26 protein-coding genes are annotated in these 26,130 nt (G+C 39.7%); 19 read left to right on the top strand and 7 right to left on the bottom strand.

The features are described from left to right. The first annotated feature begins 28 nt into the window (after positions 1-28). The 13 genes from hemA (at position 29) to V3Z67_RS06040 (ending at position 12,554) form a co-directional block, all read left to right on the top strand. A complete protein-coding gene (gene hemA, locus V3Z67_RS06100) occupies positions 29-1,285 on the top strand; it encodes a glutamyl-tRNA reductase (RefSeq protein WP_330442463.1) in 1,257 nt (418 codons plus the stop codon). Beyond that, positions 1,282-2,202, top strand: coding sequence for a hydroxymethylbilane synthase (gene hemC, locus V3Z67_RS06095; RefSeq protein WP_330442462.1), 921 nt, complete (start codon positions 1,282-1,284; stop codon positions 2,200-2,202). The genes hemA and hemC overlap by 4 nt, the downstream gene beginning before the upstream one ends. 3 nt (positions 2,203-2,205) lie before the next feature. Then, positions 2,206-3,942 carry a TrkH family potassium uptake protein gene (locus tag V3Z67_RS06090; RefSeq protein WP_330442461.1) on the top strand — a complete coding sequence of 579 codons (1,737 nt, stop codon included), beginning with the start codon at positions 2,206-2,208 and terminating at the stop codon, positions 3,940-3,942. A gap of 11 nt (positions 3,943-3,953) precedes the next feature. After that, positions 3,954-4,640 (top strand): potassium channel family protein, encoded by a 687-nt coding sequence (locus V3Z67_RS06085; RefSeq protein WP_157484574.1) that lies wholly within the window; start codon positions 3,954-3,956, stop codon positions 4,638-4,640. Positions 4,641-4,652: 12 nt separating this feature from the next. Further along, the gene (locus V3Z67_RS06080) at positions 4,653-5,336 is read left to right on the top strand and encodes a uroporphyrinogen-III synthase (protein ID WP_330442460.1); all 684 of its coding nucleotides are present in this window, start codon (positions 4,653-4,655) and stop codon (positions 5,334-5,336) included. Positions 5,337-5,371: 35 nt separating this feature from the next. Then, entirely contained in the window at positions 5,372-6,394 is a 1,023-nt protein-coding gene (hemE, locus tag V3Z67_RS06075) for a uroporphyrinogen decarboxylase (RefSeq protein WP_330442459.1), read from the top strand. A gap of 72 nt (positions 6,395-6,466) precedes the next feature. Beyond that, the gene (locus V3Z67_RS06070; RefSeq protein WP_330442458.1) at positions 6,467-6,835 is read left to right on the top strand and encodes a hypothetical protein; all 369 of its coding nucleotides are present in this window, start codon (positions 6,467-6,469) and stop codon (positions 6,833-6,835) included. 6 nt (positions 6,836-6,841) lie between these two features. Further along, a complete protein-coding gene (locus V3Z67_RS06065) occupies positions 6,842-7,390 on the top strand; it encodes a GNAT family N-acetyltransferase (RefSeq protein WP_330442457.1) in 549 nt (182 codons plus the stop codon). Positions 7,391-7,418: 28 nt separating this feature from the next. After that, positions 7,419-9,272, top strand: a complete 1,854-nt coding sequence (locus V3Z67_RS06060; protein WP_330442456.1) for a hypothetical protein — start codon at positions 7,419-7,421, stop codon at positions 9,270-9,272. After that, positions 9,262-10,164 (top strand): oxygen-dependent coproporphyrinogen oxidase, encoded by a 903-nt coding sequence (gene hemF, locus V3Z67_RS06055; RefSeq protein ID WP_330442496.1) that lies wholly within the window; start codon positions 9,262-9,264, stop codon positions 10,162-10,164. The genes V3Z67_RS06060 and hemF overlap by 11 nt, the downstream gene beginning before the upstream one ends. Next, positions 10,155-11,108, top strand: a complete 954-nt coding sequence (locus V3Z67_RS06050; RefSeq protein WP_330442455.1) for a DUF4421 family protein — start codon at positions 10,155-10,157, stop codon at positions 11,106-11,108. The genes hemF and V3Z67_RS06050 overlap by 10 nt, the downstream gene beginning before the upstream one ends. Positions 11,109-11,120: 12 nt before the next feature. Beyond that, positions 11,121-12,098, top strand: coding sequence for a porphobilinogen synthase (hemB, locus tag V3Z67_RS06045; RefSeq protein WP_330442454.1), 978 nt, complete (start codon positions 11,121-11,123; stop codon positions 12,096-12,098). A 45-nt stretch (positions 12,099-12,143) separates the two neighbouring features. Beyond that, positions 12,144-12,554, top strand: a complete 411-nt coding sequence (locus tag V3Z67_RS06040; protein ID WP_330442453.1) for a c-type cytochrome — start codon at positions 12,144-12,146, stop codon at positions 12,552-12,554. Positions 12,555-12,605: 51 nt separating this feature from the next. Here V3Z67_RS06040 and V3Z67_RS06035 read toward each other — a convergent pair whose 3' ends face one another. Further along, on the bottom strand, positions 12,606-13,292 hold the full coding sequence (locus V3Z67_RS06035) for a response regulator transcription factor (protein ID WP_330442452.1): 687 nt from the start codon (positions 13,290-13,292) through the stop codon (positions 12,606-12,608). Continuing rightward, positions 13,289-14,569 (bottom strand): sensor histidine kinase, encoded by a 1,281-nt coding sequence (locus V3Z67_RS06030; RefSeq protein ID WP_330442451.1) that lies wholly within the window; start codon positions 14,567-14,569, stop codon positions 13,289-13,291. The genes V3Z67_RS06035 and V3Z67_RS06030 overlap by 4 nt, the downstream gene beginning before the upstream one ends. Before the next feature lie 170 nt (positions 14,570-14,739). Between V3Z67_RS06030 and V3Z67_RS06025 the strand changes: the two genes are divergently transcribed. The 6 genes from V3Z67_RS06025 to V3Z67_RS06000 all read left to right on the top strand — a co-directional run bounded on the left by V3Z67_RS06025 (position 14,740) and on the right by V3Z67_RS06000 (position 20,176). Next, positions 14,740-15,180: a DUF1573 domain-containing protein gene (locus V3Z67_RS06025; protein ID WP_035131552.1), complete on the top strand. Its 441-nt coding sequence runs from the start codon at positions 14,740-14,742 to the stop codon at positions 15,178-15,180. Positions 15,181-15,307: 127 nt separating this feature from the next. Continuing rightward, a complete protein-coding gene (locus V3Z67_RS06020; RefSeq protein WP_330442450.1) occupies positions 15,308-15,784 on the top strand; it encodes a methylated-DNA--[protein]-cysteine S-methyltransferase in 477 nt (158 codons plus the stop codon). Positions 15,785-15,878: 94 nt separating this feature from the next. Continuing rightward, positions 15,879-17,093: a serine hydrolase domain-containing protein gene (locus V3Z67_RS06015; RefSeq protein ID WP_330442449.1), complete on the top strand. Its 1,215-nt coding sequence runs from the start codon at positions 15,879-15,881 to the stop codon at positions 17,091-17,093. A gap of 3 nt (positions 17,094-17,096) precedes the next feature. Continuing rightward, positions 17,097-17,810 (top strand): 3'-5' exonuclease, encoded by a 714-nt coding sequence (locus V3Z67_RS06010; RefSeq protein WP_330442448.1) that lies wholly within the window; start codon positions 17,097-17,099, stop codon positions 17,808-17,810. Positions 17,811-17,861: 51 nt separating this feature from the next. Then, complete coding sequence (locus V3Z67_RS06005; protein WP_330442447.1) at positions 17,862-19,550, top strand: ABC transporter ATP-binding protein; 1,689 nt, start codon at positions 17,862-17,864, stop codon at positions 19,548-19,550. Further along, a complete protein-coding gene (locus tag V3Z67_RS06000) occupies positions 19,550-20,176 on the top strand; it encodes a class I SAM-dependent methyltransferase (RefSeq protein WP_330442446.1) in 627 nt (208 codons plus the stop codon). Before V3Z67_RS06005 ends, V3Z67_RS06000 begins: the two co-directional genes overlap by 1 nt. A 161-nt stretch (positions 20,177-20,337) precedes the next feature. Here V3Z67_RS06000 and V3Z67_RS05995 read toward each other — a convergent pair whose 3' ends face one another. The 5 genes from V3Z67_RS05995 to V3Z67_RS05975 all read right to left on the bottom strand — a co-directional run bounded on the left by V3Z67_RS05995 (position 20,338) and on the right by V3Z67_RS05975 (position 25,974). Beyond that, on the bottom strand, positions 20,338-20,997 hold the full coding sequence (locus V3Z67_RS05995; protein WP_035131535.1) for a CoA transferase subunit B: 660 nt from the start codon (positions 20,995-20,997) through the stop codon (positions 20,338-20,340). A gap of 2 nt (positions 20,998-20,999) precedes the next feature. Next, complete coding sequence (locus V3Z67_RS05990) at positions 21,000-21,701, bottom strand: CoA transferase subunit A (RefSeq protein ID WP_035131533.1); 702 nt, start codon at positions 21,699-21,701, stop codon at positions 21,000-21,002. Positions 21,702-21,772: 71 nt separating this feature from the next. Next, on the bottom strand, positions 21,773-24,088 hold the full coding sequence (locus V3Z67_RS05985; RefSeq protein WP_330442445.1) for a penicillin-binding protein 1A: 2,316 nt from the start codon (positions 24,086-24,088) through the stop codon (positions 21,773-21,775). Between the two features lie 10 nt (positions 24,089-24,098). Next, positions 24,099-24,596, bottom strand: a complete 498-nt coding sequence (locus tag V3Z67_RS05980; protein ID WP_330442444.1) for a gliding motility lipoprotein GldH — start codon at positions 24,594-24,596, stop codon at positions 24,099-24,101. After that, on the bottom strand, positions 24,580-25,974 hold the full coding sequence (locus V3Z67_RS05975) for a PSP1 domain-containing protein (RefSeq protein ID WP_330442443.1): 1,395 nt from the start codon (positions 25,972-25,974) through the stop codon (positions 24,580-24,582). The genes V3Z67_RS05980 and V3Z67_RS05975 overlap by 17 nt, the downstream gene beginning before the upstream one ends. Positions 25,975-26,130 lie beyond the last annotated feature (156 nt).

The following is a 26,130-nucleotide window of genomic DNA, read 5'->3' as shown; positions in this document are numbered from 1 at the left end:
TTGTGATACTTTTAGGAAAGTGAGTACTATGGAGAATAATAACTTATCGAGGCACCTATACTTTTATGCAATAGGATTGAGCTACAAAAAGGCAGATGCCGAGATTAGGGGTAAGTTTAGCTTGGGCAATGAAGCAAAGACAGATGTGCTTGAGCAGGCTAAAAATGAAGGGGTAAGCAGCCTTGTTGTAATATCTACCTGTAACAGGACAGAGATATACGGGTTTGCACAACACCCGTTCCAGTTAATCAAATTACTTTGTGATAACAGTCAGGGTTCTGTAGAGGAATTCCAACAGGTGGCTTTTGTTTTTAAAGGCAAAGAAGCCATTAATCATATTTTTAGGGTAGGTACCGGGCTGGACAGCCAGATACTGGGTGACTTTGAAATTATAAGCCAGCTTAAAAGCGGTTTTGTGGAATCTAAATCAAAAGGACTTGCCAATGCCTTTATGGAAAGGCTGGTAAACAGTGTTATACAGGCAAGTAAGAAAATAAAGAATGAAACGGAACTTAGCTCGGGAGCCACTTCGGTTTCTTTTGCATCGGTTCAGTACATTATGAATAATGTGCAGGATGTTTCCAATAAGAACATACTGCTTTTCGGTACCGGAAAAATCGGCCGCAATACCTGCGAGAATCTTGTTAAGCATACCAAAAACGAACACATCGTTTTAATTAACAGGACTAAGGAAAAGGCAGAAAAGGTTGCCGGTAAGTTTAACCTTGTGGTGAAGGACTATGATGTGCTTCCGCTGGAAGTGCCAAAGGCCGATGTACTTGTTGTGGCTACAGGAGCACCTGTGCCAACCATAGATAAAGATATACTGGTATTAAATAAACCACTTTTAATACTTGATTTATCCATCCCTAAAAATGTTCATGATAATGTAAGGGAGCTGGACAATGTCACTGTTGTGCACCTTGATGACCTTTCTAAAATTACCGATGATACGCTGGAGAAAAGGAAAAGACACATTCCTGCAGCCGAATTAATCATTGAGGAAATTAAGGATGAATTCATCAGTTGGATGAATGCCAGGAAGTTTGCCCCTACCATTCATGCCCTTAAAGAAAAGCTTAACTCAATAAAAGAGACCGAACTTAGCTTTCAACGCAAAAAAATAAGTAATTTTGATGAGGAACAGGCTGAGATAATCAGCAAACGATTAATTCATAAAATTACAACACATTTTGCCAATCACTTAAAAGACAACGATACCATGGTAGATGAGAGCATCGAGTGGATAGAGAAAGTCTTTAAGATTGAAAATACTTCGAAATGAACAAAGCCATCAGAATAGGCACAAGAGATAGTGAGCTTGCCCTTTGGCAGGCTCATACTGTAGAAAAGAAGCTGAATGATTTAGGATATGCTACCGAGATTATAGCAGTAAAATCAGACGGCGACGTTGTTTTAGATATTCCCCTTTACGAGTTTGGGATAACAGGTATATTTACTAAAACCCTTGATGTCGCTATGATAAAAGGGCAGGTGGATATTGCCGTACACTCCATGAAAGATGTACCTACAGCCCTGCCGAAAGGTATAGTACAGGCTGCGGTATTAGAGCGTGCTAATGTACGTGATATACTGGTACACAAAGGGAACCTTGATTTTTTACACGATGCGGGTACTATTGCTACGGGTAGCCTTCGCAGGCAGGCACAATGGCTTAACAGGCACCCTAACCACAAGGTAACCGACCTGCGTGGTAACGTAAATACAAGACTTAGAAAACTTAATGAAAACGACTGGAATGGTGCTGTATTTGCAAGTGCCGGACTGGAGCGTATAAACCTGCTTCCTGAAAACCACCTGGTTTTGGACTGGATGATACCTGCCCCTGCACAGGGCGCTATGCTTGTTGTAGCGATGGAGGAAGATACCTACACAAGGGAAGCAGTTGCAAAACTAAACGATAATAAAACCGAAGTGGCTACGCATATAGAACGTCAGTTTTTAAAGAAACTTGAAGGGGGTTGTACAGCTCCTATAGGTGCACTGGCTACAATTGAAGATAACGAGATTCGCTTTGAAGGTGTACTGCTCTCTATAGACGGGAAGCAGAAAATACACGTTGAGAAAGCTATGGCAGTCTCGGGAGACTTTAGTAACTTTGGTAATGACTGTGCTGAAGAAGTGCTTGCGAATGGCGGAACGGAATTAATGGCGGAGATACGCGAAAAACTTAAAAAATAGGCAATGGCTAGAAACCTGTCATATACATTATCAAAAATATACGGTTTTATTGACATCCTTTTAATAGTCTTCCTGATTTTTGATTTTGGCTATGAGAATATCATAACAGACTGGCTTAATCATAAAACACTTTATTTAACCTTTTTGGTACTGCTCCTTATAGGTTTTAATATGCTAAGGATTAAGCATGCCTACAAACCCGGAAGGCGTAAAATGTTTAAGGCCAATATGCTCGTGCTTGTAGTTACCTTTATACTGGCCACAATAGCTTTTATAACGGGTGACGAGTATGGGCGGCTTAACGATGTAAACTTTATACTCGATACGGGCCTTATACTTTACTTCTTTTTAAGACTTACTAATCTTATACGTAAGTTATACGACATTTACTATAACCCTACTATTTTGTTTGTGGGAAGTTTTGCTATTGTGGGGCTTATAGGGGCTTTTTTATTGATGCTGCCTAATGCCACAACAAACGGCATAACCTTTACCGATGCCTTTTTTACCTCAATTAGTGCGGTGTGTGTTACCGGACTCGTAGTACTTGACACGGCTAAAGATTTTACCTTTATGGGTAAAACGGTAATACTGGTTCTTATCCAGGTGGGCGGTATAGGGATGCTTACCTTTACCTCTTTTTTTGCTTACTTCTTTAAGCAAAGTTCCTCGTTTAGGGAAGGGATGAATGTGAGTAGTTTTGTGGAGAGCGAAGGGCTTCATGATGTAATGCGCCTGGCTATGCGTGTGGTAGTATTTACCCTGAGTATAGAGATAGTAGGAGCCTTTTTTATTTACTATAGTATTAATGATGTTGCCGAGATAAAGAACAAGTTTTTCTTCTCGTTGTTCCATTCCATTTCGGCTTTTTGTAATGCAGGGTTCTCTACACTTTCCAGCGGACTGAACGATACAGCACTGCAGGAGGCATACCAGTTCCAGTGGATTATAATGCACCTTGTTATATTGGGCGGATTGGGTTATAATATAGTATTCAACTTTTTGCGCTACATAAAGCGATTTGTAATGAGTATGGTAGCAAACAGGAGAATGTATACCACAGTAAGGGTTATTACATTAAACTCCAAAATAGTGGTAATTACCACAGCCATACTGTTAACAGGAGGTACGCTGTTTTTCTTTTTTGCAGAGAAAGGGCACCTGTTCCAAAACGAATCATTTTATGGTAAGGTTACTTCGGCGGCATTTACCTCGGTTACAGCCAGAACTGCCGGATTTAATACTTTTGACTTTGCCGATCTTTCCATGCCAGCCATCCTTTTTGTTATCTTTTTAATGTGGATTGGTGCCTCACCGGGATCTACCGGAGGTGGTATAAAAACCAGTACCTTTGCACTGGCTACACTAAATATAGTGGCTATTGCAAAAGGTAAGGAACACATCGAATTAAGAGGCCGAAAAATAAACAACCAGTCGGTTAAACGTGCTTTTGCCATTATATGTATATCGTTAATGGTAATAGGTTTGGGTATTTTAATGATACTGTTTTTTGAGAAAGATTTTACCCTTATACAAATAGCATTCGAAACGTTCTCGGCCTTCAGTACCGTTGGGCTTAGCCTGGGTATAACGGCAGGGCTTAGTGTAGGCAGTAAATATGTTTTAATATGTGTAATGTTCTTTGGTAGGATAGGTTTACTCAACCTTTTAATAGGTATGATGAAACGACTGCATACGCAAAACTATAACTACCCGGAAGAGAACATTTTAATTAACTAAAATAAAAGAATATGAAGATTATCATCTTTGGATTGGGAAATTTCGGGATGTCACTGGCGGTAAACCTGACAGAGACCGGAAATGAGGTTATTGGGATTGATAATAAGATGGATAAGGTAAATATCGTTAAGGATAAAATTTCGCATGCCATATGTATGGATGCTACTAACGAGCAGGCCTATAAGGCACTCCCTATAAAGGATGCCGATATTGCTGTTATTGCCATTGGTGAGAACGAGGGAGCAGCCATTATTGCCACAGCGGTAGTTAAAAAGCTTACCAATGCAAAAATAATTGGACGTTCATTATCTCCTATTCACGATACGGTACTTAATGCAATGGGTATTGAGAATATTATTCACCCTGAGCAGGATTTTGCCGACAGGCTCGCCAAGAAAATTAACCTTAAGGGGATAGTAGATAACTTTAATATTGATAAGAACTATTCGATATCAGAACTTAAAGCCGGACCAGAATTTGCCGGGAAAACACTGGAAGAATTAAACTTTCAGGAAAAGTTTACGCTTAGAGTTATTACCATATTAAGGAGAAAAGTAAGAAAAACCATTTTAGGTACTACAAACTTCGTACAGCAGTCGGAAGGATTTGTAGACAAGAATACGGTTATAGAAGAAGGCGATATACTTGTGGTATTTGGCCTTAATAAAGATGTGGGCAAATTTTGCAGCCGCAGGTAAAACAGTAAAGATTTGGAAGGCGGTATCCGTATATTATCCACTAAAAAACTGCAGGGAAACCACAGGCAGTATTTGCTTAATGCAGGACTTAGTGTTTTGGAAGCCGACTTTATTACTACGGTAAACAAACCATTTGAACTGGGTGATATACCCCATAACCTGATTTTTACCAGTCAGAATGCATTTAAAAGTTTCCTGCTTAGCGGCAGGAGTACACAATATAAAGGGAGCAGTATTTTTTGTGTGGGAACCAAAACAGCCGAACTGGTACAACAGCACGGATATACAGTTGAGGTTTATGCCGATTATGCCAAAGACCTTTCCCAAATAATACTACAGCAGTATAAGGAAAGGGAGTTTGTATTCTTTTCGGGAAACCTGAGGCAGGACACATTGCCGTTAGCCATTAAAGGAGCAGGTATAAGGCTTACCGAAATACAGGCATATGAAACGGCATTAACGCCACATAAAATAAACGCCGAACTGAACGGAGTACTGTTTTTCAGTCCGTCGGGGATTGAGAGCTTTCTTCAGGAAAATGAAATAAGCAATACTGTTTGCTTTTGCATAGGGACAACCACCGCAAAGGCTTTACAGGGAATAACAGAAAATATAGTGGTCGCAAACCACCCTTCGGTGGAAAATGTGATTATACAATGTATTAATTATTATAAAGATAATCCTGCAAGGTTTTAAAAACCTTGTGAGAGGAAAAGTAATAAACAGAAAAAATGATCAAGAACGACTTATTTTTAAAAGCGCTACGCAACGAAACAGTAGAAAGGCCACCGGTATGGATGATGCGCCAGGCAGGAAGATACTTACCTGAGTTTCGTGCACTAAGGGACAAATATGACTTTTTTACCCGTTGCCAGACACCGGAACTTGCAGCCGAAATCACGGTTCAGCCAATACGTATCGTTAAGCCGGATGCAGCTATCTTATTTTCTGATATCCTTGTGGTACCACAGGCTATGGGTATTGAGGTGCTTATGAAAGAGAATGTAGGTCCGTTTTTACCAAACCCTATACGTACAGTACAGGATGTGGAGCAGGTGCGCATACCGGATATTCATGAGTCACTTGGTTATGTAATGGATGCTATTAAGCTTACAAAAGAGATGCTTAATGATGAGGTGCCGCTAATAGGTTTTGCAGGATCACCATGGACAATTTTCTGTTATGCAGTAGAGGGTAAAGGCTCTAAAAGCTTTGATACGGCAAAAGGATTTTGTTTCTCTCAGCCGGAAGCAGCCCATGCACTGCTTCAAAAAATAACCGATACTACCATAGCTTACCTTAAAGAAAAAGTGAAAGCAGGTGTAAATGCCGTACAGGTGTTTGACAGCTGGGGAGGTATGCTTTCTCCGGTAGATTATCAGGAATTCTCATGGAAATACATTAACCAGATTGTTGAGGCTCTGGCTCCCGAAACTCACGTTATCGTGTTTGGTAAAGGATGTTGGTTTGCCCTTAACGAAATGGGACAAAGTAAAGCTTCGGCACTTGGTGTAGACTGGACCTGTTCGGCACGTAATGCACGTTACTTATCGGGCGGACAGATAACACTACAGGGTAACTTTGACCCTTCACGATTACTATCACCTATACCAACCATTAAGAAAATGGTACATCAAATGATTGATGAGTTTGGTAAGGACAATTATATCGTTAACCTTGGTCATGGTATATTACCAAATATTCCGGTAGATCATGCCAAGGCATTTATCGACGCAGTAAAAGAATATCGTTAATAGTAGTATTCAGGAACAGTAGCAGGCTTTAGGGCAGGCTACTGTACACTGATTACGAAACACCACAATGTTATGCCGCTTAGTTTAGGTTTAAGGGATGAGGACAACGAAAGGATAAACAATCAGCTTAAAAAACTGATATCCCTTGTTTTTGTACCCGACGGATGGAGTGATAATGATGCAGATGCCCAGCTTGAAGGGATAGGTTTATCATTGACAAAACTTAAAACCATTACTCCGGAAGCGCTTAATAACCATTTGGCAAAGGCTGGTACAGACTGGCAGAATATGGAGCTTTTTGCCGACTTCCTGGCAAAGCTTTCTGAAAAGGAAAATTACAGCGAACTAAAACAAAAGGCTGTATCTTTATATAGTTACATACAATCAGGGAGCAAAGTTTTTTCTTTTGATATAGCAAACAAAATATCCCGGTTAAAATAGCAGGCAATGGAAACCGTAAGCTGGAGAACAGACCGTATAGCACAAATACTTCCGCAGGAGTTTTTTAACCTTGTGGACAGGAACAGGGAGCACATACGCAAAACGTTTCCAATTACGGCTTTTGCCAATTCTGACCTTGAGAAAACCGAACAGTTCCTTACACAGGCACTGGAAACCGAACAGAAAAAAGAAGGTTATTACTTTTATCTGCGCAGTCCGCTTACCACAAAACTTATAGGTTATGTGGTGGTTAAAAACATTTCTGTAAGGACCAGTAAATGTGAACTGGCCTATTTTATAGATATGGATTATGAGGGCAAAGGGATAATAACAAAAGCGGTAGCTAATGCTGTTGATTTCTGTTTTACAGAAATAGGGATGAATAAGGTTTTTATATGTACCTCTCCGGTAAACAGGGGCAGCCAGCGCGTTGCCGAAAAAAACGGGTTTGTGAAGGAAGGTATACTTAGGCAGGAATTCAGGAACGGATACGGCGAGTTTGAAGATATTATTTATTTCGGACTATTAAAATCAGAGTACTACAATGGGAAATAGCAATTGCCTAAAAGGGTTAAAGTTTTTCATGCTGGTTTTAATCAGTGTGGTAAATATGCATGTTGTATATTCTCAGGATATGAAATCAGACAGTAGTAGGATTAACAGTATAATAGCCGATATAAGTATGGGGCGTGAGACTCCTCAGCTTTTTGTTATAACTGATAAAGAGAATGTGGCATTAATAAACCGTTACATTGATGCCCGAAACAGGGAAAAGGAAATAAAGGAAAATGAACTGAAGCTTGCTAAGGAAAATACGCTTGGGGAGCGTTACAAAAAAGGGGATAAAACAACTATTCCGCAAATTATCGCAATACTAAAAAGTCGTGACGAATCAGCAATTAGTGATTTATTTAATGAATTGGAACTGGAAGATGATACTACTAAAAGAACAAGACTTTTTTTAGACGATTCAGTTAAAAAAGAACTGTTTCCTTTAATTGAAGAACCTGAGCTGGAGCGTACAATAGTTCAGTTTTTAGGTTATAACAGAGTAGAGGGTTACATTAAACTGTTTGAAGAAAGGTTGTTGTCGGGAAAATCGACAAATAAAGACCGTATTTTATATTGGCTGGGTAGTGACGGAACAAGTGAAAAAACAGTAGACTATTGTATTAGTCCTAATGAGGTAAAAAGCAGTGCGCTGTTTGTAGGAGATCTTAGACCTTTTCTTGAAAACGGAACGCCAGAGATAAAAGCTAAAATCCTAAATTTTATGACGGAGATAGTTTTGAATAATCCGGTAAAGGAAAGTTTTTTTAAAGACAGACCATCAAGAGATACATACCTTGTATCTGATTTTAGGATAGAGGGAGAAATTCATGTTTCTGGTGAAACATATACTATAGCAGGGAGTACTCTTTCACAAAAAAGAAAGGAAGAGCTTATTCTCCAGTGCATATTTGATGTTCTTAAACATGGAGATAAAAAGCAGAAAGAGGAAATAAAAGACACTGTTTTGAAAAGTGTAGAAAGCTTTGAAAATGAGGAAGCCAAAATGTTTTTTGAGAGTGAATTTAACAGGCTGGCTTTTGGTACTTATGATGCCCAAAAACAAATTGAAATAATTGAGAATACGCACCAGTTTACTGTACTAAATAATTTTAATCAATTGTGTTATAAGATTTCTGAGGAGAAAAAGCTTGCACCGGAAGTATATGTGGCTCTTTTCAAAAAGTTTGATTTAATTGAAAAAATAAGACGAAAAGAAGCATGGTTTTTTACAGATATATTTAAGTATTTACCCAATTTTACAGAGTTGACCCAAGCATATATTGAAGATGATATTATAAAGCAGGAAATGCTTGAGCGCTATGACAGGGTTAATCAAACAGAGGAGTATACTGATAAATATATCAGGGATATAGGTCTTGTTGACAATGATTTTGATGCTGTTGTTTTTAAGACAAATGATTTTTTTTATGGTGATATGGTTATATACAAAAGTCTATATAAAGCTGGTATAAGTATAGAATTTGATACAGAATCAATTTCCTATCCAGCCGATAATGATAATCTTCTTCTAAATTTTGTAAAACATACAAGGGGTAAATTATCAGGGGTAAAGGCTTATCAGGAAGTCAAGTTTGATGCCTCTCCAGAGGAAAGTATTGATACACAATTGTATGTAATTCATAAAGATAAATGCTATATAATATTCCCTGAAAATTATAGGGATTGGTATAATGTTACAACAGTTGTAGATTTAGTGAATACCATGCTAGAGGAAGAAGGTATTAAAGAAGAATTCGTTTCTGTTGATACCGGTGACCAGACTACCTATTACATATTTGGGGAAAGAGAAAAAGTAGAAAAACTAAAAAAGGAATATAAACTAGATTATACTTACGAGGAAGAAGGGTATTATGATGAAAGATAAATTTTACCAATACATACAGGATTTACAGGATACTATAACATCAAAGCTGGAAGCGGTAGACGGCAAAGCAAAATTCAGGCAGGACCTTTGGGAACGCCCTGAAGGCGGCGGCGGTCGTACCCGTGTTATAGAAAACGGTAATGTGTTTGAAAAGGGAGGAGTGAATATCTCTGCCGTACACGGTCCGTTACCTAAGGCAATGCAGGCTTATTTTAATGTAGGCGATGTTGATTTTTTTGCCTGCGGACTGAGTCTTGTAATACACCCTAAAAATCCGTTTGTACCAACAGTACATGCCAACTGGAGGTATTTTGAAATGTATGATAAACAGGGTAACCTGGTAAACAGCTGGTTTGGCGGTGGTCAGGATTTAACGCCTTATTACCTTTTTGAGGAAGATGCAAAACACTTCCATCAAACCTGTAAAACAGCCTGTGATAAGCATAATCCGGAATTTTATACTAAATTTAAGCAACAGTGTGACGATTATTTCTGGAATGCACACCGCAATGAGGCGCGTGGTATAGGCGGACTGTTTTTTGATCACTGTAAGGCTACCGATAGCTTTAGTATGGAAAACTGGTATGACTTTGTGACCGAAGTAGGTAACAGTTTCCTTGAGGCTTATGTGCCTATTGTTGAAAGAAGAAAAGATACAGAATATACAGAAGAGAACAGGACATGGCAGGAAATACGCCGTGGCCGTTATGTGGAATTTAACCTGGTACATGACAAGGGTACGCTTTTTGGGCTTAAAACCAATGGTAGGATAGAGAGTATCCTTATGAGTTTACCGCCACATGTACAATGGATATACGACCATCATCCTGAAAAGGGTAGTGAGGAAGAGAAATTGATAGAAGTATTAATGAAACCGATTAATTGGGTATAAAAGGATTTATAGGGGCGGTATTGCTAACAGGCTCGGGTTGCTTTGCACAGGCCGACAGTATTACTAATGCCTATATCCAAAAATTCCCCGATAAGTTATCCGTACAATTATTTACGCTCAACACTTCAAATCAGTTTACTCTTGATTATGAGGATATAGGGACAATTATAAATATGGTTCCTAATGAAAGAAGGACACTGGGTGTAACCGTACAGTACGATTTTATATCGTTTAATCTGGGGTTTGCCCCTAAATTCTTTGCAGAGAATAAGGACAACAGGGATAGTAAGATGACGTCATTAGGGCTTAACCTGTTTTTAGGAAAGTGGATGCAGCATTTTGACCTGTATTACCAAAAAGGTATTTCACTGGAGGCCGATAATTATGAAAGCGTATACCTGTCAGGATTAAAAACCATAAAAATTGGCGGTAGTACCAGTTATGTGTTCAATGATAATTTTTCGTTTAGGGCACTGGCTTTTCAAAATGAAAGACAACTTAAAAGTACGGGAAGTTTTGCGCCGTCATTAAGTTATTATTATACCGAGTTTAACGGCAGGAAAGAACCACAACTGGGAGGTAAGAGTTATTTTGTAGATGTGGCATTGGCTCCGGCATATCATTACAACTGGGTAATGGCAAAAAACATACTTATTGCCGGAGGTCTGTCTGTAGGTGCGGGCATGTCCTACACAAAAGATGGTAGTGTTAGCGATACACGCTTTTTAACTCAGGCAGCTTTTACGCTGTCGTTGGGTTACAATTCAGAAACCTTTTACGGCGGGGTTTATGTAAAAGGTATGGCATCTAATTATGATGCCGATACGGCTGTAAATATGGATGATACTATTGGTTACAGTACGTTGTTTTTTGGTTACAGGTTTGATCCGCCAAGATTCCTGAAGGAAAAAACAGAAGAGATAAAAGAGAAAATAAAAATTTAAATATACAAATACATGTTCCCTATACACAGAAACAGGAGATTAAGAACAACCGATGCCATGCGTGCGCTGGTAAGGGAAACGGTTCTTACACCAAACGATTTTATGTTCCCTATGTTCATTGCCGAAGGGCAAAATGTAGAAATCCCTATACCGTCTATGCCGGGTATTTTCCGTCGTTCCATAGATTTAACGGTGAAGGAAGTAAAAGAACTTTGGAGTCTTGGAGTAAAGGCAGTAAATATTTATGTAAAGGTTAGCGATAACCTTAAAGATAATACCGGTAAGGAAGCCTGGAATCCAGACGGACTGATGCAACAGGCTATTAAAGCTATAAAAGATGCTGTGCCGGGTATGGTAGTTATGCCCGATGTGGCTCTTGATCCATATTCTATTTACGGTCATGACGGTATTGTGGAGAACGGAGAAATACTTAACGATCCTACCGTTGATGCACTTACCCGTATGAGTTTAAGCCATGCCGATGCCGGAGCCGATTTTGTTGCGCCAAGTGATATGATGGACGGCCGTGTGCTGGCTATCCGTAAGGCGTTAGAAGAAAATGGTCATCACAATGTGGGTATCATGAGTTACAGTGCTAAGTATGCCTCATCATTCTACGGACCGTTTAGGGATGCGCTTGATTCTGCTCCCGGATTTGGTGACAAGAAAACCTACCAAATGGATTATGCCAACCGTATTGAAGCGATTAAGGAAGCATTGCATGATGTGGAAGAAGGAGCTGATATTGTAATGGTAAAACCGGGTATCGCTTACCTTGATATTGTACGCGAGGTGAAAAATGCGGTACATGTTCCGGTGTCGGTATATCAGGTTTCGGGAGAGTATGCCATGGTTAAGGCTGCTGCCGAAAAGGGATGGCTGGATCACGACAGGATAATGCTGGAGCAACTGCATTGTATTAAGCGTGCAGGGGCCGATATTATTTCGACTTATTTTGCTAAAGAAGCCGCTATACTTTTAAACAAATAATATTATATTGACCCATCGCCAACTGTTGGGGCATATTTTTATACCATGAAAAAATTACTACTACTGCTATTAATTGTTTCGCTGTTTTCATGCAAGCAGGAAGAGAAAAAAGAAACTATTGTTACTACTAAATCATCTGATGAAGGCGCTGAGGCTGCGGGTATATCCCAAGATCCTTCTGTTGCTTTAGGGCGTGATATTTTTAACGGTAAAGGAAATTGTTTTTCCTGTCATAAACCAGAGAAAAAAGTAATTGGGCCAAGCATAGCTCAAATAGCCCAAATATATAAAGAGAAAAACGGGGATATGGTTCAGTTTCTAAAAGGAAAGGGAGAACCCTTGGTAGATCCGTCACAATATGAGGTAATGAAAACCAACTTTTACATTACCAAAAACTTTTCAGACAAAGAACTGAAAGCACTGGAAGATTATATGTACAGTATTATTGAAAAGTAATACAGGTATTGGTGTTCGATAATTGCTGTGCCGGTTATCGAACACCGAATACTACTCGGGGGCTACCAGTTTAAAGCCTATTCTTGGTATGTTCTCTATACGGATGTTTTCGTCTTCACGGAAAATTTTCCTTAATCGGGAAATAAATACATCCATACTTCGTCCCATAAAATAATCATCAGTACCCCACAGCGATTTCAGTATCACTTCACGTTTCAGTATAGTATTTTTATGCTCTATAAATAGTTTTAGGAGTGCGGCTTCTCTTTCGGTTAGCATTATGGTTTCTTTCCCTTTGGTAAGGGCATAATTTTCGGGATCAAATACAAAAGCACCTATGGTGTGTGTTATATTTTTCACTGCCACATGCTTTTGGCTGCGTTGCAGGAACACTTCAATTTTTAATATAAGTTCCTCAATACTGTATGGCTTTACAAGATAATCGTCGGCACCCAGTTTAAGCCCTTTAATACGGTCTTCTTTAAGGGTTTTTGCCGAAAGGAAAATAATAGGGATTTCCACATCCAGTTCGCGTATTGCTGCTGCAAGATCAAAGCCGTCCATTCCGGGTAACATAATATCCAGTACACAAAGGTCGAAAGCACTTTTTTTAAAAGCTTCAAAAGCCTCATTTCCGTTAGCGAAGTGTACTACCTCATAATGCTGTTCCAAATTATCTGATGTGAGGAAAGCCAGAGTGTTATCGTCTTCTACGTAGAGTATTTTTTTCCTGCTCATAATATGCTCTTTTTAGGTATGGCAATGGTTACGGTAATACCTTTATCAGGGTTATTTATAATGCTGATTTTCCATTTATGAAGATCGCATATTTTTTTTACATAAAATAATCCGAGACCAAAGCCTTCAACCTCCTCCTTGTTTTCACGCGGCACACGGTAAAATCGGTCAAACACATAATCCAAATGACCTTTAGGAATACCCGGGCCGTTATCGGTAAATCGTATTTCCAGTTTTTTAGGTGTTTCCACAAGGTCAATATTTACCTGTGTACTTCCGTTGGGACCATACTTTACGGCATTCTCCACTATATTGAACGCAATATTATAAAAATGGAACTCATCGGCATATATATTGTAATCGCCCTTAGCACTGTTTAGGTTTATGGTAGCATGATTGTATTTAAGCAGTGCGTTATCCCTAACCAGTTCAAGGGAATCCATAATATTGAATTCCTTTTTATGGATACCGCGGTGCATTCCGTCAGACTTGGCCACGTTAAGTACCTTCTCCACATGCTGGTTGAGTTTATTACTTTGCTCAATAACAATGTCTAAATATTTATTTAGTTTAGGATTGGCTTCAATTTCCGGTTGTTTTACCGCATAGTTTGACGCAATGAGTATGGACGACAACGGTGTTTTAAACTCATGGGTCATGTTATTGATAAAGTCCTTTTGGAGCTCGCTGTACTTTTTTTGCTTCAGCATTAGGAAAACTGAATATACATAAATAACCAGTACCAGAAACAGGACTCCTGTGTATATCCAGTATTGCTGTAGTGACGAAATATAACTGTATTTAAGATCGGGGAAACGCACGGCAAAGTAATATACCAGCCCTTCTTTTTTGGTAAAGCAGTTTTCACACTTCTTTTCGTTTTTGACCGAAGTGCCGCTGTCTGTAATATATTCTCCATAAACCATCTCGTCTGACGCGCAGTCGTAAATGGCATATTCATAATCCATGTCCAGTTTTACCTTCTGAAATTCCAGGTTAAGATAGTATTCCAGTATAGGAGCCTCAAAGGCATCATCTACATTTACCACATAATAATCTTCCGATACTTTTTTAATAGGCGAAGCAGCAGGCAGGTCACTATTATTGTCGCGGTATATTTTATTTACCACATCCTGTAGGGCAAAGTGTATTTTTTCGCCAACTTCCTTTTTTTCAAAAGTATAGGCCTGGTTTAGCATAAGCAGCTGCATGATTAGCACTCCGCCTATGGCGATAAACCCTATAAATACGACTATATTTAATTTACTGAATTTCAAAATACCCATTTTATCAGGTCGATATTACTTTAAAAAACGCTACTGTACAACACGTTAACATGTTATTAACAAGAGTTTGAATCTGATTAACAAATTTGTGGATTTTAGTAAATATATTTGTGATATTACAAAGCGAAAAACAGTATTAACCAAATTTAATAATTCAAATTATGAAAACATTAAAACTTTCATTATTTGCAGTGGTAGGAGCGTTATTTTTTGTTTCTAACTCAGCAAATGCTCAAACAGCGACTGCTAAAAAAGTGACGAACCTTACAGAAGCTAAAACTTCTGAGCCATCAAAAATCACTTGGACTGAAGACGTATTCAACTTTGGTGAGGTAGAAAAAGGACATCCTGCATCTCACGAGTTTACATTTAAAAACACTACAGATCAAACGATATTAATTACTCACGTAAAAGCATCTTGCGGATGTACAGCTACTAACTATACTAAAACTCCAATTAAACCGGGAGAAACAGGTAGTGTAACGGCAACTTATAATGCAGCTAATCCGGGTAACTTTACTAAAACTATTACAGTTACTACTAATGATAGCGACGTGAAAAAAGTACTTACGATTAAAGGTAAAGTTGTTGCTCAGCAATAACTAAGTTTTCATAGCAATTCGATAAGAAACCATCAGGCAACTGATGGTTTTTTTATGAAAAACGATTGATTTTTAATAGTAAACAGAGGGTTATGTGACTATTTTAACCCTGTAAAATATTCTTATCATGGCAGAAGCATATATACAGTCACCCCTTGGTATTACCCTTATAGAAGGGGACGGAGAAGGTGTGTCTAAAATTTCTGTTCTGGATGATAAGGATATTAAACAATCGGAAACCATACCGCAGGAATTACAAGAAGCAGCCCAACAGTTACAGGAATATTTTAACGGTAAACGAACTGATTTTAGTTTTAAGCTTAATCCTCAAGGTACCGATTTCCAGAAAAAGGTATGGAATGCCCTGCTGGAAATACCCTTTGGTAAAACTACTTCCTACCAGGATCTTTCCATAAAACTGGGAGATGTAAAAGCTATAAGGGCAGTGGCGAGTGCCAATGGTAAAAACCCGTTATGGATAGTGGTGCCCTGCCACCGGGTTATAGGAAGTGATGGTTCGCTTACAGGGTATGCGGGTGGACTGTGGCGTAAAAAATGGCTGCTGGAGCATGAAAACCCTGTAAAGCAGCAGTCCCTTTTTTAACTCGGTTTTTTCTTAACACATTCCGCACACCGGTTTGGTGCTATGGTAGCAAAAATTATGTAAATTCGTAACCATAGTCATTAAAACCAACCCAATGAGATTTCTTAAAAAATTCATTATATGGCTTGTTGTAATCATTGCAGCCATAGTAGCATTACTATATATTTTTAATGTAGACTATTTAATAAAAGCAGTAAGGGTAGTATACCTTAACGGTAAAACCACTGCCTTTTTGGACGACTACGAGTACTTTGATAATCGTGTGGTGGAAAACGGCACAGGACAGCCCTGGGCAACCCACATAGATTATAACAAGGTTCCTGCAACCGAAAGACTGGAGGATACCCACCAAAAACTGGGAACGGTAGCCTACCTTGTTATTAAAAACGACAGTATTTGGCATGAAAGCTACTACGATGGTTATGGTAAGGATTCCAAAACCAATTCGTTCTCAATGGCAAAAAGTATTGTTTCGGCTGCGCTTTTCAAAGCCATTATGGAAGGAAAGATAAAAAGCATTGACCAAAAAGTATCTGATTTTTATCCTGAATATAAAGAAGGTTATGCCGCCAAACTTACCGTGGGCGACCTTTCGTCTATGGCTACAGGTTTAGACTGGGGGGAGCAGTACAGCAGTCCGTTTTCAGTAACTACCCGTGCCTACTTTGATGATAACCTTCCGCAAACGGTGCTTGATGTAAAAGTGACCGAGGAGCCGGGTAAAGAGTTTGTGTATGTAAGCGGTGCAACCGAACTGTTGGCTATGGTGATTACCAAAGCCACGGGGCAAACACTGTCTGAGTATGTGTCGGATAAATTCTGGAAACCTATGGGTGCAGAAAACCCTGCGTTATGGCAGCTTGATGAACCAAACGGAATTGAAAAAGCCTACTGCTGTTTTGCCAGTAATGCGCGTGACTTTGCCCGTTTTGGTAAACTGTTTCTGCATGAAGGGAACTGGAATGGTAACCAGGTTATCGATTCGGCTTACGTGAACAAAATGGTAACACCGCGCTTCCCCGATTCACCACAATACGGTTATGGTTGGTGGATAAACCAGTACCTAAACAAAAAAATGTATTACATGCGTGGGCATTTGGGGCAGTTTGTAATTGTAGTACCACAGGATAATGTGATTATCGTACGCTTAGGACATACCAAAGGATTACAAACAGCACAGGACCCTCATAGCAACGACTTTTATGTATATGTAGATGAGGCTTATAAAATGATGGGAATGCTTAAACCTGATGAGGGTAAAGGTAATAGCCTGCAAATGACTATGGAAGAAGCTCAAAAGGAGGAATAATTTATGATAGAGAGGATAAACCTTGAAAATATACTTTTTTTAGATATTGAAACCGTTCCGGAGGAGAGGCACTTTGGTTTGCTGGACGAGGAAACACAATCACTGTTTGAACAAAAAACAGCTTACCAGCGTAAGGACGAATATACTCCCGAGGAGTTTTATGACCGTGCAGGTATTTGGGCCGAGTTTGGTAAAATAGTTTGCCTTTCGGCAGGGTTCTTTACCTTTCGTGGTGATATAAGGCATTTTAGAGTTACCTCATTTTTTGGGGAGGAAGATAAGATATTAAAGGACTTTAGCAACCTGCTTAATAATCATTTTAGTCAGCCACAACACATAATGTGTGGACACAATGCCAAGGAATTTGATTTTCCCTTTATAGCCCGGAGGATGATAATAAACGGAATTACCATCCCTAACAAACTGAACCTTTTTGGCAAAAAACCGTGGGAAGTGCCACATTTGGATACCATGGAGTTATGGAAGTTTGGCGATTATAAAAGTTTCACCTCATTAAAACTGCTTACCAAAGTATTGGGTATACCTTCGCCAAAAGGAGATATAGACGGTAGTCAGGTAGGCGAGGTATATTACATAGAAAAGAATATAGACCGTATTGTAACCTACTGTGAAAAGGATGTTATTGCCGTAGCACAAATATTATTGCGTTTCCGTCGTGAGGACCTTTTGATAGAAGAGGAAATAATACACGTATAAAAGGTTACTTTTGTTACAAACCCATTTTTAGGAAACCTTTAATTTTACCACATGAGTGATAGCCTGCTAAATATAAACCATATAACAATTTCGGCCAGGAAAGAAGGACAATGGATGCCCATTGTGCACGACAGTACTTTTACACTTGAGCAAAATGAGATACTGGGTATAGTGGGCGAGTCGGGTAGCGGTAAGTCGGTCACCTCACTGGCAGTTATGGGGCTGCTGCCCAAAGGTATACTACAGGTAACACAGGGAAGTATTGCGTTTGAGGGTAGAGACATTTCGCAGTTAACCGCAAAGGAGATAAGGGATATTAGAGGTAATGATATTGCCATGATATTCCAGGAACCTATGAGTTCCCTTAACCCGTCGCTTAAATGTGGCTATCAGGTAGAGGAGATATTAAAGGAACATACTTCACTCTCACAAAAAGAAATTAAGGCTACGGTACTTTCCCTTTTTGAAAAGGTAAAACTCCCAAACCCCGAAAAGATATACAACCGTTATCCACACGAAATTTCGGGAGGGCAAAAGCAAAGGGTCATGATAGCTATGGCTATTGCCTGTAAACCCAAAATACTTATTGCCGATGAGCCTACAACAGCACTCGATGTTACCGTACAAAAAGAAATAATATTGCTACTTAAGGAACTGCAACAGGAAACCAAAATGAGTATTATATTCATTTCGCACGATCTGTCGCTCGTATCTGAAATTGCTAATAGGGTACTGGTAATGTACAAAGGTAATATTGTAGAGCAGGGGGAGGCAGGAGATATATTTGAGAACCCAAAACATACCTACACCAAAGCACTTATAAACTCGAGACCATCGCTGGATGTTCGCCTTAAAAGACTGCCTACCATTCAGGATTACCTAGAGGAGACCGTTGATAAAACCGAGGTGACTCCGCAACAGCGTAAGGAAGAACATGAAAAACTATACAGCAAGTTACCATTACTGGAGGTAATTAATGTGGAAAAGGAATACGTTTCGTCAGCAGGATTGTTTGGTCGTGATTTAAAATTTAAGGCAGTGAACGATGTAAGCTTTAAAATTTATGAAGGCGAAACACTGGGGCTGGTGGGCGAGTCGGGTTGTGGTAAATCTACACTGGGTAATGCCATACTGCAACTGGATAAAGCCACAGCCGGAAGTATATTATACAAAGGACAGGATCTTACTAAACTTAGTACATCTGCAATAAGGGAACTCCGCAAGGAAATACAAATTATATTTCAGGATCCTTATTCATCCCTAAACCCAAGGATAACTGTAGGTAAAGCGATAATGGAACCTATGAAGGTGCACGGGCTGTATAAAAATGACAAGGAACGTAGGGAAAAAACCATCGAAATACTTAACAGGGTAGGACTGGGAGAAGAACATTTTAACCGTTATCCGCACGAGTTTTCGGGAGGGCAGCGTCAGCGTATAGGCATTGCGCGAACTATTGCCCTGCAACCTAAACTGATAGTTTGTGATGAGTCTGTTTCCGCGCTCGATATATCGGTGCAGGCACAGGTGCTTAACCTGCTAAACGAACTTAAAGAGAATTTCGGGTTTACCTACGTCTTTATTTCACACGACCTTGCCGTAGTTAAGTATATGAGCGATCAGGTACTGATAATGAATAAAGGACAGATTGAGGAAATGAATGAGGCCGATGCCCTGTATGAGCATCCGCAAAAGGAATATACTAAAAAATTTATTGAAGCGATACCAAAAGGAAACTGATGATGACTACCGAATTTGACAGAAAGAGACACTGGGAAAATATATATACTACCAAACAGCTTAATCAGGTAAGCTGGTACCAGCCCAACCCCGAAACGGCTTTAGGGTATGTGAGTAAATTTAATTTACCTAAAGATGCAAAGATTATTGACATAGGCGGAGGGGATAGTTTTTTTGCCGATGCTCTTTTGGAGCTGGGTTACACTAACATTACGGTTTTGGATATTTCTGAAGCCTCATTGCAAAGAGCCAAAAACAGACTGGGTAAGAATGCCGGGAAAGTGAATTGGATAGTGAGTGATATTACCGAATTTACCCCTGCCGAAAAATATGATTTTTGGTTTGATCGTGCCGCTTTCCATTTTTTAACCAATGATAATGATGTTGCTAATTATATTAGCAATGCTGTGAAAGCCATTACCGATAATGGGATCGCTGTCATAGGGACTTTTTCGGAAAACGGACCTTTAAAATGCAGTGGTATTGAAATCAAGCAGTACTCTAAGGAAGATTTGGCTTCACGTTTTGAGTCGTATTTTAATACTATAGAATGTATTAACCTGGATCATAAAACCCCGTTTGATACTGTACAGAATTTTACCTTTTGCAGTTTCAGGAGGAAATAAAAAAGCTATTTGAATTTTCCATTTCGAGCGTAATGGAATGAAGTCGAGACACGAGGCTGTAAGCCGAACTAATGAAATAAATCTAAATTTATCTGAGATTTCTCCTTTCGTCGAAATGACTAAGAGCTGCCTGAAAACAATTCAGGCAGCTCTTTGTTTATTTAATCTATTACCATTTCAGGAATATCTCCTTCAACAATCAGGGTTCCTTCGGTAGCATTTTTAATATCTTCAACAGTTACGCCAGGGGCACGTTCCAATAGTTTAAATCCTTCCGGCACTATTTCAAGAACAGCCAGTTCGGTAACAATTTTCTTAACACAACCCACACCGGTTAACGGTAGCGAACATCTTTTTAATAGTTTAGATTCTCCTGCTTTATTTACATGCATCATGGCTACGATGATGTTTTCGGCAGAAGCTACTAAGTCCATAGCACCACCCATACCTTTTACCATTTTACCCGGAATTTTCCAGTTGGCAATATCTCCGTTCTCAGCCACTTCCATAGCTCCTAAAATTGTAAGGTCTACGTGCTGCCCGCGGATCATACCAAAACTCATTGCCGAATCAAAAAACGAGGCGCCCGGTAATGTGGTTATGGTTTGTTTACCTGCATTGATTACGTCGGCATCTTCTTCTCCCTCATAAGGGAAAGGCCCCATGCCCAGTACACCATTCTCACTCTGGAATTCTACCGATATATCTTCCCTTACGTAATTGGCAACCAGGGTTGGGATACCAATACCAAGGTTAACAAAGTATCCGTCTTTAACTTCTTTTGCTATTCTTTTTGCGATTTGCTCTTTACCTAATGCCATGATTAATTACGTTTTCTGGTTGTACGTTGCTCAATTCTTTTCTCGTATTTTTCTCCTTTAAAAATACGCTTCACAAATATCCCAGGAATATGTATCTGGTTAGGATCAAGCTCACCTGCAGGAACCAGTTCTTCCACTTCGGCAACAGTTATTGTTGCTGCCCCTGCCATACAGGAGTTAAAGTTTCTGGCAGTACCTTTAAAAATAAGATTACCTGCTTCGTCACCTTTCCAGGCTTTTACTATAGCAAAATCGGCTTTATAGGCCTCTTCAAGAATATGCATTTTACCGTTAAACTCTCTCGCTTCTTTACCTTCTGCAACTTCGGTACCATATCCGGCAGGAGTATAGAATGCAGGGATACCTGCCTGTGCAGCACGGCATTTTTCTGCCAGTGTTCCCTGTGGAGTAAGTTCAACATCAAGCTCACCGCTTAACATTTGTCTTTCAAACTCGGCATTCTCACCCACATAAGAAGAAATCATTTTTTTGATTTGTTTTTTCTGTAGTAATAGTCCCAGACCAAAATCGTCCACTCCGGCATTGTTTGAAATACAGGTTAGGTTAGTAGTGCCTTTTTTTACCAGTTCGGCAATACTGTTTTCAGGAATACCGCTAAGGCCAAAACCACCCAGCATTATAGTCATCCCGTCTTTTATATCGCGTAAAGCTTCCTCAACGTTTTGTACTTTTTTATTAATCATACAATGTATTTTAGTTTTGAGGGATAAATATATAAAAAAACGCCCTCTTGAAGGGCGTTTTTTTATGAGATTTAGAATTCGCTTAAATCTATTTGTTTTACTGCGGTGGAATCCACTTCTGTTTCTTTCTTCTCTTTACAGTCCACGTCTATAGTTAGATTTTCCGGACGTTCAAAGTCTTTATCAGATACAGTAATTGTTTTATCATTATAACATTTTCTCATATATAGCGCCCATATTGGGAGTGACATGGTAGCACCCTGTCCATATGTAATAGTCCTAAAGTGGGCTGCACGGTCGTCGTTACCTACCCAAACGCCTGTTGCCAAATCGGGCACCATACCGATAAACCAACCGTCCGACTGGTTTTGTGTTGTACCTGTTTTACCTGCAATAGGGTTAGGGAACTGATATGGATGTCCGGTTACTCGTTTATAATAAGGAAGAGTTGTTTTTCCAGTTCTTAATCTTGTACCTGAACCTCCACGTGTAACACCTTCCAGAAGTTTAATAACCGTATAAGCAATATCTTTACTAAACACCTCTACCGGTTTTGCTACCGGCTGGTAAAGTACTACTCCGTTTTTATCTTCAATACGTGTAATTACTATCGGTTTGATATATAGTCCCTGATTAGCAAAAGTACTGTAGGCAGCAACCATTTCGCTTACGGTAACATCTACGGCACCCAGTGCAATAGCAGGCTGTTCAGGTATTTTTGATGTAATACCAAGACGATGGGTAAGATCTACCACTGTTTTTGGACCTACACGTTCCATAAGTTTTGCCGAAGCCGTGTTTACAGAATTTGCAAGTGCTTCACTGTATGGAATCATACCTCTGTATTTTCCGTCAGAGTTTCTTGGACTCCAGGGCTGTTCAATACCAAACTTGCCTTTAGGCATGGTATAAGGAGAGTCGTTAATAGAGTCACAAGGAGATATGTGCAACTGCTCTATAGCTGTAGCATATACAAATGGTTTGAAGGTAGAACCTACCTGTCTTGCTCCCTGTGCTACGTGGTCGTACTGGAAGTATTTATAATCTATACCACCTACCCATGCCATAACGTGCCCCGTTTGTGGTCTCATGGACATCATACCGGTTTGCAGGAAGTTTTTGTAATACCTTATGGAATCCATAGGAGTCATAATGGTATCTTTTTCACCTTTCCATGTAAAAATCCTCATTTTGGTTTTTACATCAAATGACTTACGTATTTCTTCGTCGCTTTTCTCTTCGGCCTTCATCATTCTCCAGCGATCGGAGTTTTTCATAGCCCTTTCCATTATCCTTTTTGTCTCTTCCTGAGAGATGTTTCTGAAAGGAGCGTTTTTATTCTTTTCATTATCAATAAAAAACTGTTCCTGCAGGTTGGCAAGGTGTTCCTGTACTGCTTCCTCAGCATACTTTTGCATGCGGGAGTCAATAGTTACGTATATTTTTAAACCGTCTTTGTAGATGTTATATTCGGTTCCGTCTTCTTTAGGGTTATCCTTTACCCATTTACCCATAAATTCCCTTAGGTACTCGCGGAAGTAAGTGGCAATACCTTCGTTATGCGTTTCCGGGCTAAAGTGTAGTTCAATAGGTTTAGCCTGTAATGCTTTTTTCTCCTCTTCGGTAATAAAATCGTTTTTCGCTAACTGATGGAAAACAATGTTTCTTCTGTATTTAGATCGGTCAGGATGTGATTTAGGATTAAATCTTGAAGGGTTGGTAAGCATACCTACAATTACAGCCGACTCTTCTACTGTAAGGTTTTTAGGCTCTTTACCAAAATATATTTTTGCAGCCGAACGTATACCTACGGCCTGATTAACAAAATCTACCGTGTTTAAGTACATGGCAAGAATTTCGTCTTTAGTGTATTGTTTTTCCAGTCGCGTAGCTATAACCCATTCTTTGGCTTTTTGAACTATCCTTTTAGGAAGACTTCTTGAACCCTCCCCGTGAAAAAGGTTTTTGGCGAGCTGTTGGGTAATGGTACTGGCACCACCATCGCTTCCTAAAAATACAACGGCTCTTAGAGTACCTCTGGCATCAATACCCGAGTGATCGTAGTAACGCTCATCCTCTGTTGAGGTTAATGCATTAACCAGATTTTGTGGCAAATCGGCAAACTTTACCGGAGTACGGTTTTGGGTGTAGAATTTACCCAGTGTTTCACCGTCTGAAGAAATAATCTCGGTAGCAACATTAGACTCCGGATTTTCCAGTTCCTCGAAGGTAGGCATGTGACCAAACAGTCCCCACGAAGCAAAAAGGAAAAAGAATACAGCCATCAGTACCCCAACGATGTATATCTTCCAGAATGTTTTAATGTATTTAGAGAAATTCTCCGGTTGCTTATTGTTATTTGCAGCACCCTTTTTCTTTGTTGCCATAACTATATTTTTATTCTTCTTTAGATTCTATCCTGAAACCTACTTCGGTAACGCCTTCCAGCTCCTCTACACCGGGTATACTGCCCGCTTTTCTAACGGCCTGCTCAATGCTCACGGTATAGTTACCGGCCTTTGGGAAATTATAATCTCCATCAAAGCCCTTGTACCAAAGTTTACTTTCCTTAACATCAGAGAAACCTTTACCCATAAGCGAACCATCAGGGTTTGCCATCATGTATTCCAGCGTATCGGTAACTGTAACACCGTCCGGCTGTTCCAGGTTTACAATAAGGAATATATTATTAAACGGGTAATTGTTGTTGTTTCTTATGTTAACAAACATATTGTAAGGAGTAACGGTATCGTTTTGTTCAAACTGAAACGAAACGATACTGTCTTTATTCCATGTGCCGTTAAAGGCCTTGTAGTCGTCAAATACGCGCTTTTTGTCGCAAGATGCGGTAAGGAAAAGCAGTCCTAAGGCTATAAGGCTATTTCTTATCAGCATTTTTATTATCAGATGATGGTTTATTATTGTTGTTAGAAGGTTTTTTCCTCCTGTTATTATTACCTCCCTGTTTGTTGTTTGGCCTGTTACCTCCCTCTTTAGGAGCACCGCCTCCCTGCTGTTTGTTAACAGGTTTATTATTGTTAGCGTTATTGCCACCGTTACCGTTGTTGCGGTTTTGGTTAGGCTTAGCTGCTTTTGCAGGCTTCTCTGCTGCCGGAGCATCAGCGGTAACCTTTTTCTTTTTGGAAGAAGGTCTTTTCTTTTTGTTTTTCGGTTTATCAAAACGCGTAAGACTGTCCTGACCCACCACATTCTGGAAGCTTTTCTCAATACTATCCTCGCTTGTAGTGTCCGGCTCAACAGCATAATCCTCTAGCGCGGCAATACGCTTGTGTTCCTTATTAAGGTCTATAATTTCCTTAACCTGATCAGCACTAATAACATGCCAGTGCGCCATATTGTTAGTATAAGCAAACCACATAAGCCCTTTAAAAATGTCTACCTTCTGGCAAATAGCATCACCTTTTTCGGTGTATAGCTTAGTGTCAAGATCCGGTAATTCTTTAAGCGCATCAAGATACGTGTCCAGCTCGTAGTTAAGGCAGCATTTAAGCTTACCACACTGTCCTGCCAGTTTTTGCGGGTTTAACGAAAGCTGCTGGTAACGCGCTGCAGAAGTGTTTACACTCCTAAAGTCGGTTAACCATGTAGAACAGCAAAGTTCCCTACCGCAGGAACCGATACCTCCAAGCCTTGCCGCTTCCTGACGGAAACCAACCTGCTTCATCTCGATTCTGATACCAAACTCCCTGGCATAATCTTTAATTAGCTGACGGAAGTCCACACGGTCGTTAGCGGTATAGTAGAACGTAGCTTTAGAACCGTCACCCTGAAACTCGATATCTGATATCTTCATTTCAAGATTAAGTTTAATAGCCAGCTCGCGGGCAATAACCTTCATCGGTTCTTCCCTGTTGCGTACTTCGCTCCATATATCAATATCCTTTTGGGTTGCTTTACGGTATATTTTAAGTACCTCCCCGTTAGGATCTGCATTCTTTTTTTTCATTTGTACCTTAACCAGTTCCCCGGTTAGGGTTACAATCCCTATATCGTGACCCGGCGAAGCTTCGGTAGCGACAATGTCGCCCATGCTTAGCGTAAGTTTTTCGTTATTTCTGTAAAAGTCTTTTCTTCCGTTTTTAAAGCGAACCTCCACACAGTTAAATACCTCTTCACCACCCGGCAGGCTCATGTTAGAAAGCCAGTCAAAAACACTAAGTTTGTTACAACTGTCCGTCCCGCAAGTCCCATTATTTTTACATCCTTTGGGCGTTCCGTCTTTGGAGCCCGTAGAACAGTTTGTACATGCCATAATTTCTAAAATATATATTGATCGCGGATGATACCGCTACTGATTCTTAAATGATTTTGTGTGTAAAGATAGTATTTTTAACCTAATATTTCGTGAATGTAATCATAAAGCGCAAAGCCTGTTGTGAAGCCTGATTATCAGTGCCTGTAATAAAAA

Origin of the sequence: Flavobacterium sp. C4GT6, assembly GCF_036347315.1 — a bacterium.
In the GTDB taxonomy this organism is placed as follows: Bacteria; Bacteroidota; Bacteroidia; order Flavobacteriales; family Flavobacteriaceae; genus Flavobacterium.
Note: the sequence above shows the minus strand (reverse complement) of the source record. Positions and strands in the feature narration are given on the sequence as shown.

What these genes read in the sequence shown, in the direction of transcription:
- hemA (WP_330442463.1), top strand. Translation starts at nt 29, where the DNA reads ATGGAGAATAATAACTTATCGAGGCACCTATACTTTTATGCAATAGGA.
- hemC (WP_330442462.1), top strand. Translation starts at nt 1,282, where the DNA reads ATGAACAAAGCCATCAGAATAGGCACAAGAGATAGTGAGCTTGCCCTT.
- V3Z67_RS06090 (WP_330442461.1), top strand. Translation starts at nt 2,206, where the DNA reads ATGGCTAGAAACCTGTCATATACATTATCAAAAATATACGGTTTTATT.
- V3Z67_RS06085 (WP_157484574.1), top strand. Translation starts at nt 3,954, where the DNA reads ATGAAGATTATCATCTTTGGATTGGGAAATTTCGGGATGTCACTGGCG.
- hemE (WP_330442459.1), top strand. Translation starts at nt 5,372, where the DNA reads ATGATCAAGAACGACTTATTTTTAAAAGCGCTACGCAACGAAACAGTA.
- V3Z67_RS06070 (WP_330442458.1), top strand. Translation starts at nt 6,467, where the DNA reads ATGCCGCTTAGTTTAGGTTTAAGGGATGAGGACAACGAAAGGATAAAC.
- V3Z67_RS06065 (WP_330442457.1), top strand. Translation starts at nt 6,842, where the DNA reads ATGGAAACCGTAAGCTGGAGAACAGACCGTATAGCACAAATACTTCCG.
- V3Z67_RS06060 (WP_330442456.1), top strand. Translation starts at nt 7,419, where the DNA reads ATGCTGGTTTTAATCAGTGTGGTAAATATGCATGTTGTATATTCTCAG.
- hemF (WP_330442496.1), top strand. Translation starts at nt 9,262, where the DNA reads ATGAAAGATAAATTTTACCAATACATACAGGATTTACAGGATACTATA.
- hemB (WP_330442454.1), top strand. Translation starts at nt 11,121, where the DNA reads ATGTTCCCTATACACAGAAACAGGAGATTAAGAACAACCGATGCCATG.
- V3Z67_RS06040 (WP_330442453.1), top strand. Translation starts at nt 12,144, where the DNA reads ATGAAAAAATTACTACTACTGCTATTAATTGTTTCGCTGTTTTCATGC.
- V3Z67_RS06035 (WP_330442452.1), bottom strand. Translation starts at nt 13,292, where the DNA reads ATGAGCAGGAAAAAAATACTCTACGTAGAAGACGATAACACTCTGGCT.
- V3Z67_RS06025 (WP_035131552.1), top strand. Translation starts at nt 14,740, where the DNA reads ATGAAAACATTAAAACTTTCATTATTTGCAGTGGTAGGAGCGTTATTT.
- V3Z67_RS06020 (WP_330442450.1), top strand. Translation starts at nt 15,308, where the DNA reads ATGGCAGAAGCATATATACAGTCACCCCTTGGTATTACCCTTATAGAA.
- V3Z67_RS06015 (WP_330442449.1), top strand. Translation starts at nt 15,879, where the DNA reads ATGAGATTTCTTAAAAAATTCATTATATGGCTTGTTGTAATCATTGCA.
- V3Z67_RS06010 (WP_330442448.1), top strand. Translation starts at nt 17,097, where the DNA reads ATGATAGAGAGGATAAACCTTGAAAATATACTTTTTTTAGATATTGAA.
- V3Z67_RS06005 (WP_330442447.1), top strand. Translation starts at nt 17,862, where the DNA reads ATGAGTGATAGCCTGCTAAATATAAACCATATAACAATTTCGGCCAGG.
- V3Z67_RS06000 (WP_330442446.1), top strand. Translation starts at nt 19,550, where the DNA reads ATGATGACTACCGAATTTGACAGAAAGAGACACTGGGAAAATATATAT.
- V3Z67_RS05995 (WP_035131535.1), bottom strand. Translation starts at nt 20,997, where the DNA reads ATGGCATTAGGTAAAGAGCAAATCGCAAAAAGAATAGCAAAAGAAGTT.
- V3Z67_RS05990 (WP_035131533.1), bottom strand. Translation starts at nt 21,701, where the DNA reads ATGATTAATAAAAAAGTACAAAACGTTGAGGAAGCTTTACGCGATATA.
- V3Z67_RS05985 (WP_330442445.1), bottom strand. Translation starts at nt 24,088, where the DNA reads ATGGCAACAAAGAAAAAGGGTGCTGCAAATAACAATAAGCAACCGGAG.
- V3Z67_RS05980 (WP_330442444.1), bottom strand. Translation starts at nt 24,596, where the DNA reads ATGCTGATAAGAAATAGCCTTATAGCCTTAGGACTGCTTTTCCTTACC.
- V3Z67_RS05975 (WP_330442443.1), bottom strand. Translation starts at nt 25,974, where the DNA reads ATGGCATGTACAAACTGTTCTACGGGCTCCAAAGACGGAACGCCCAAA.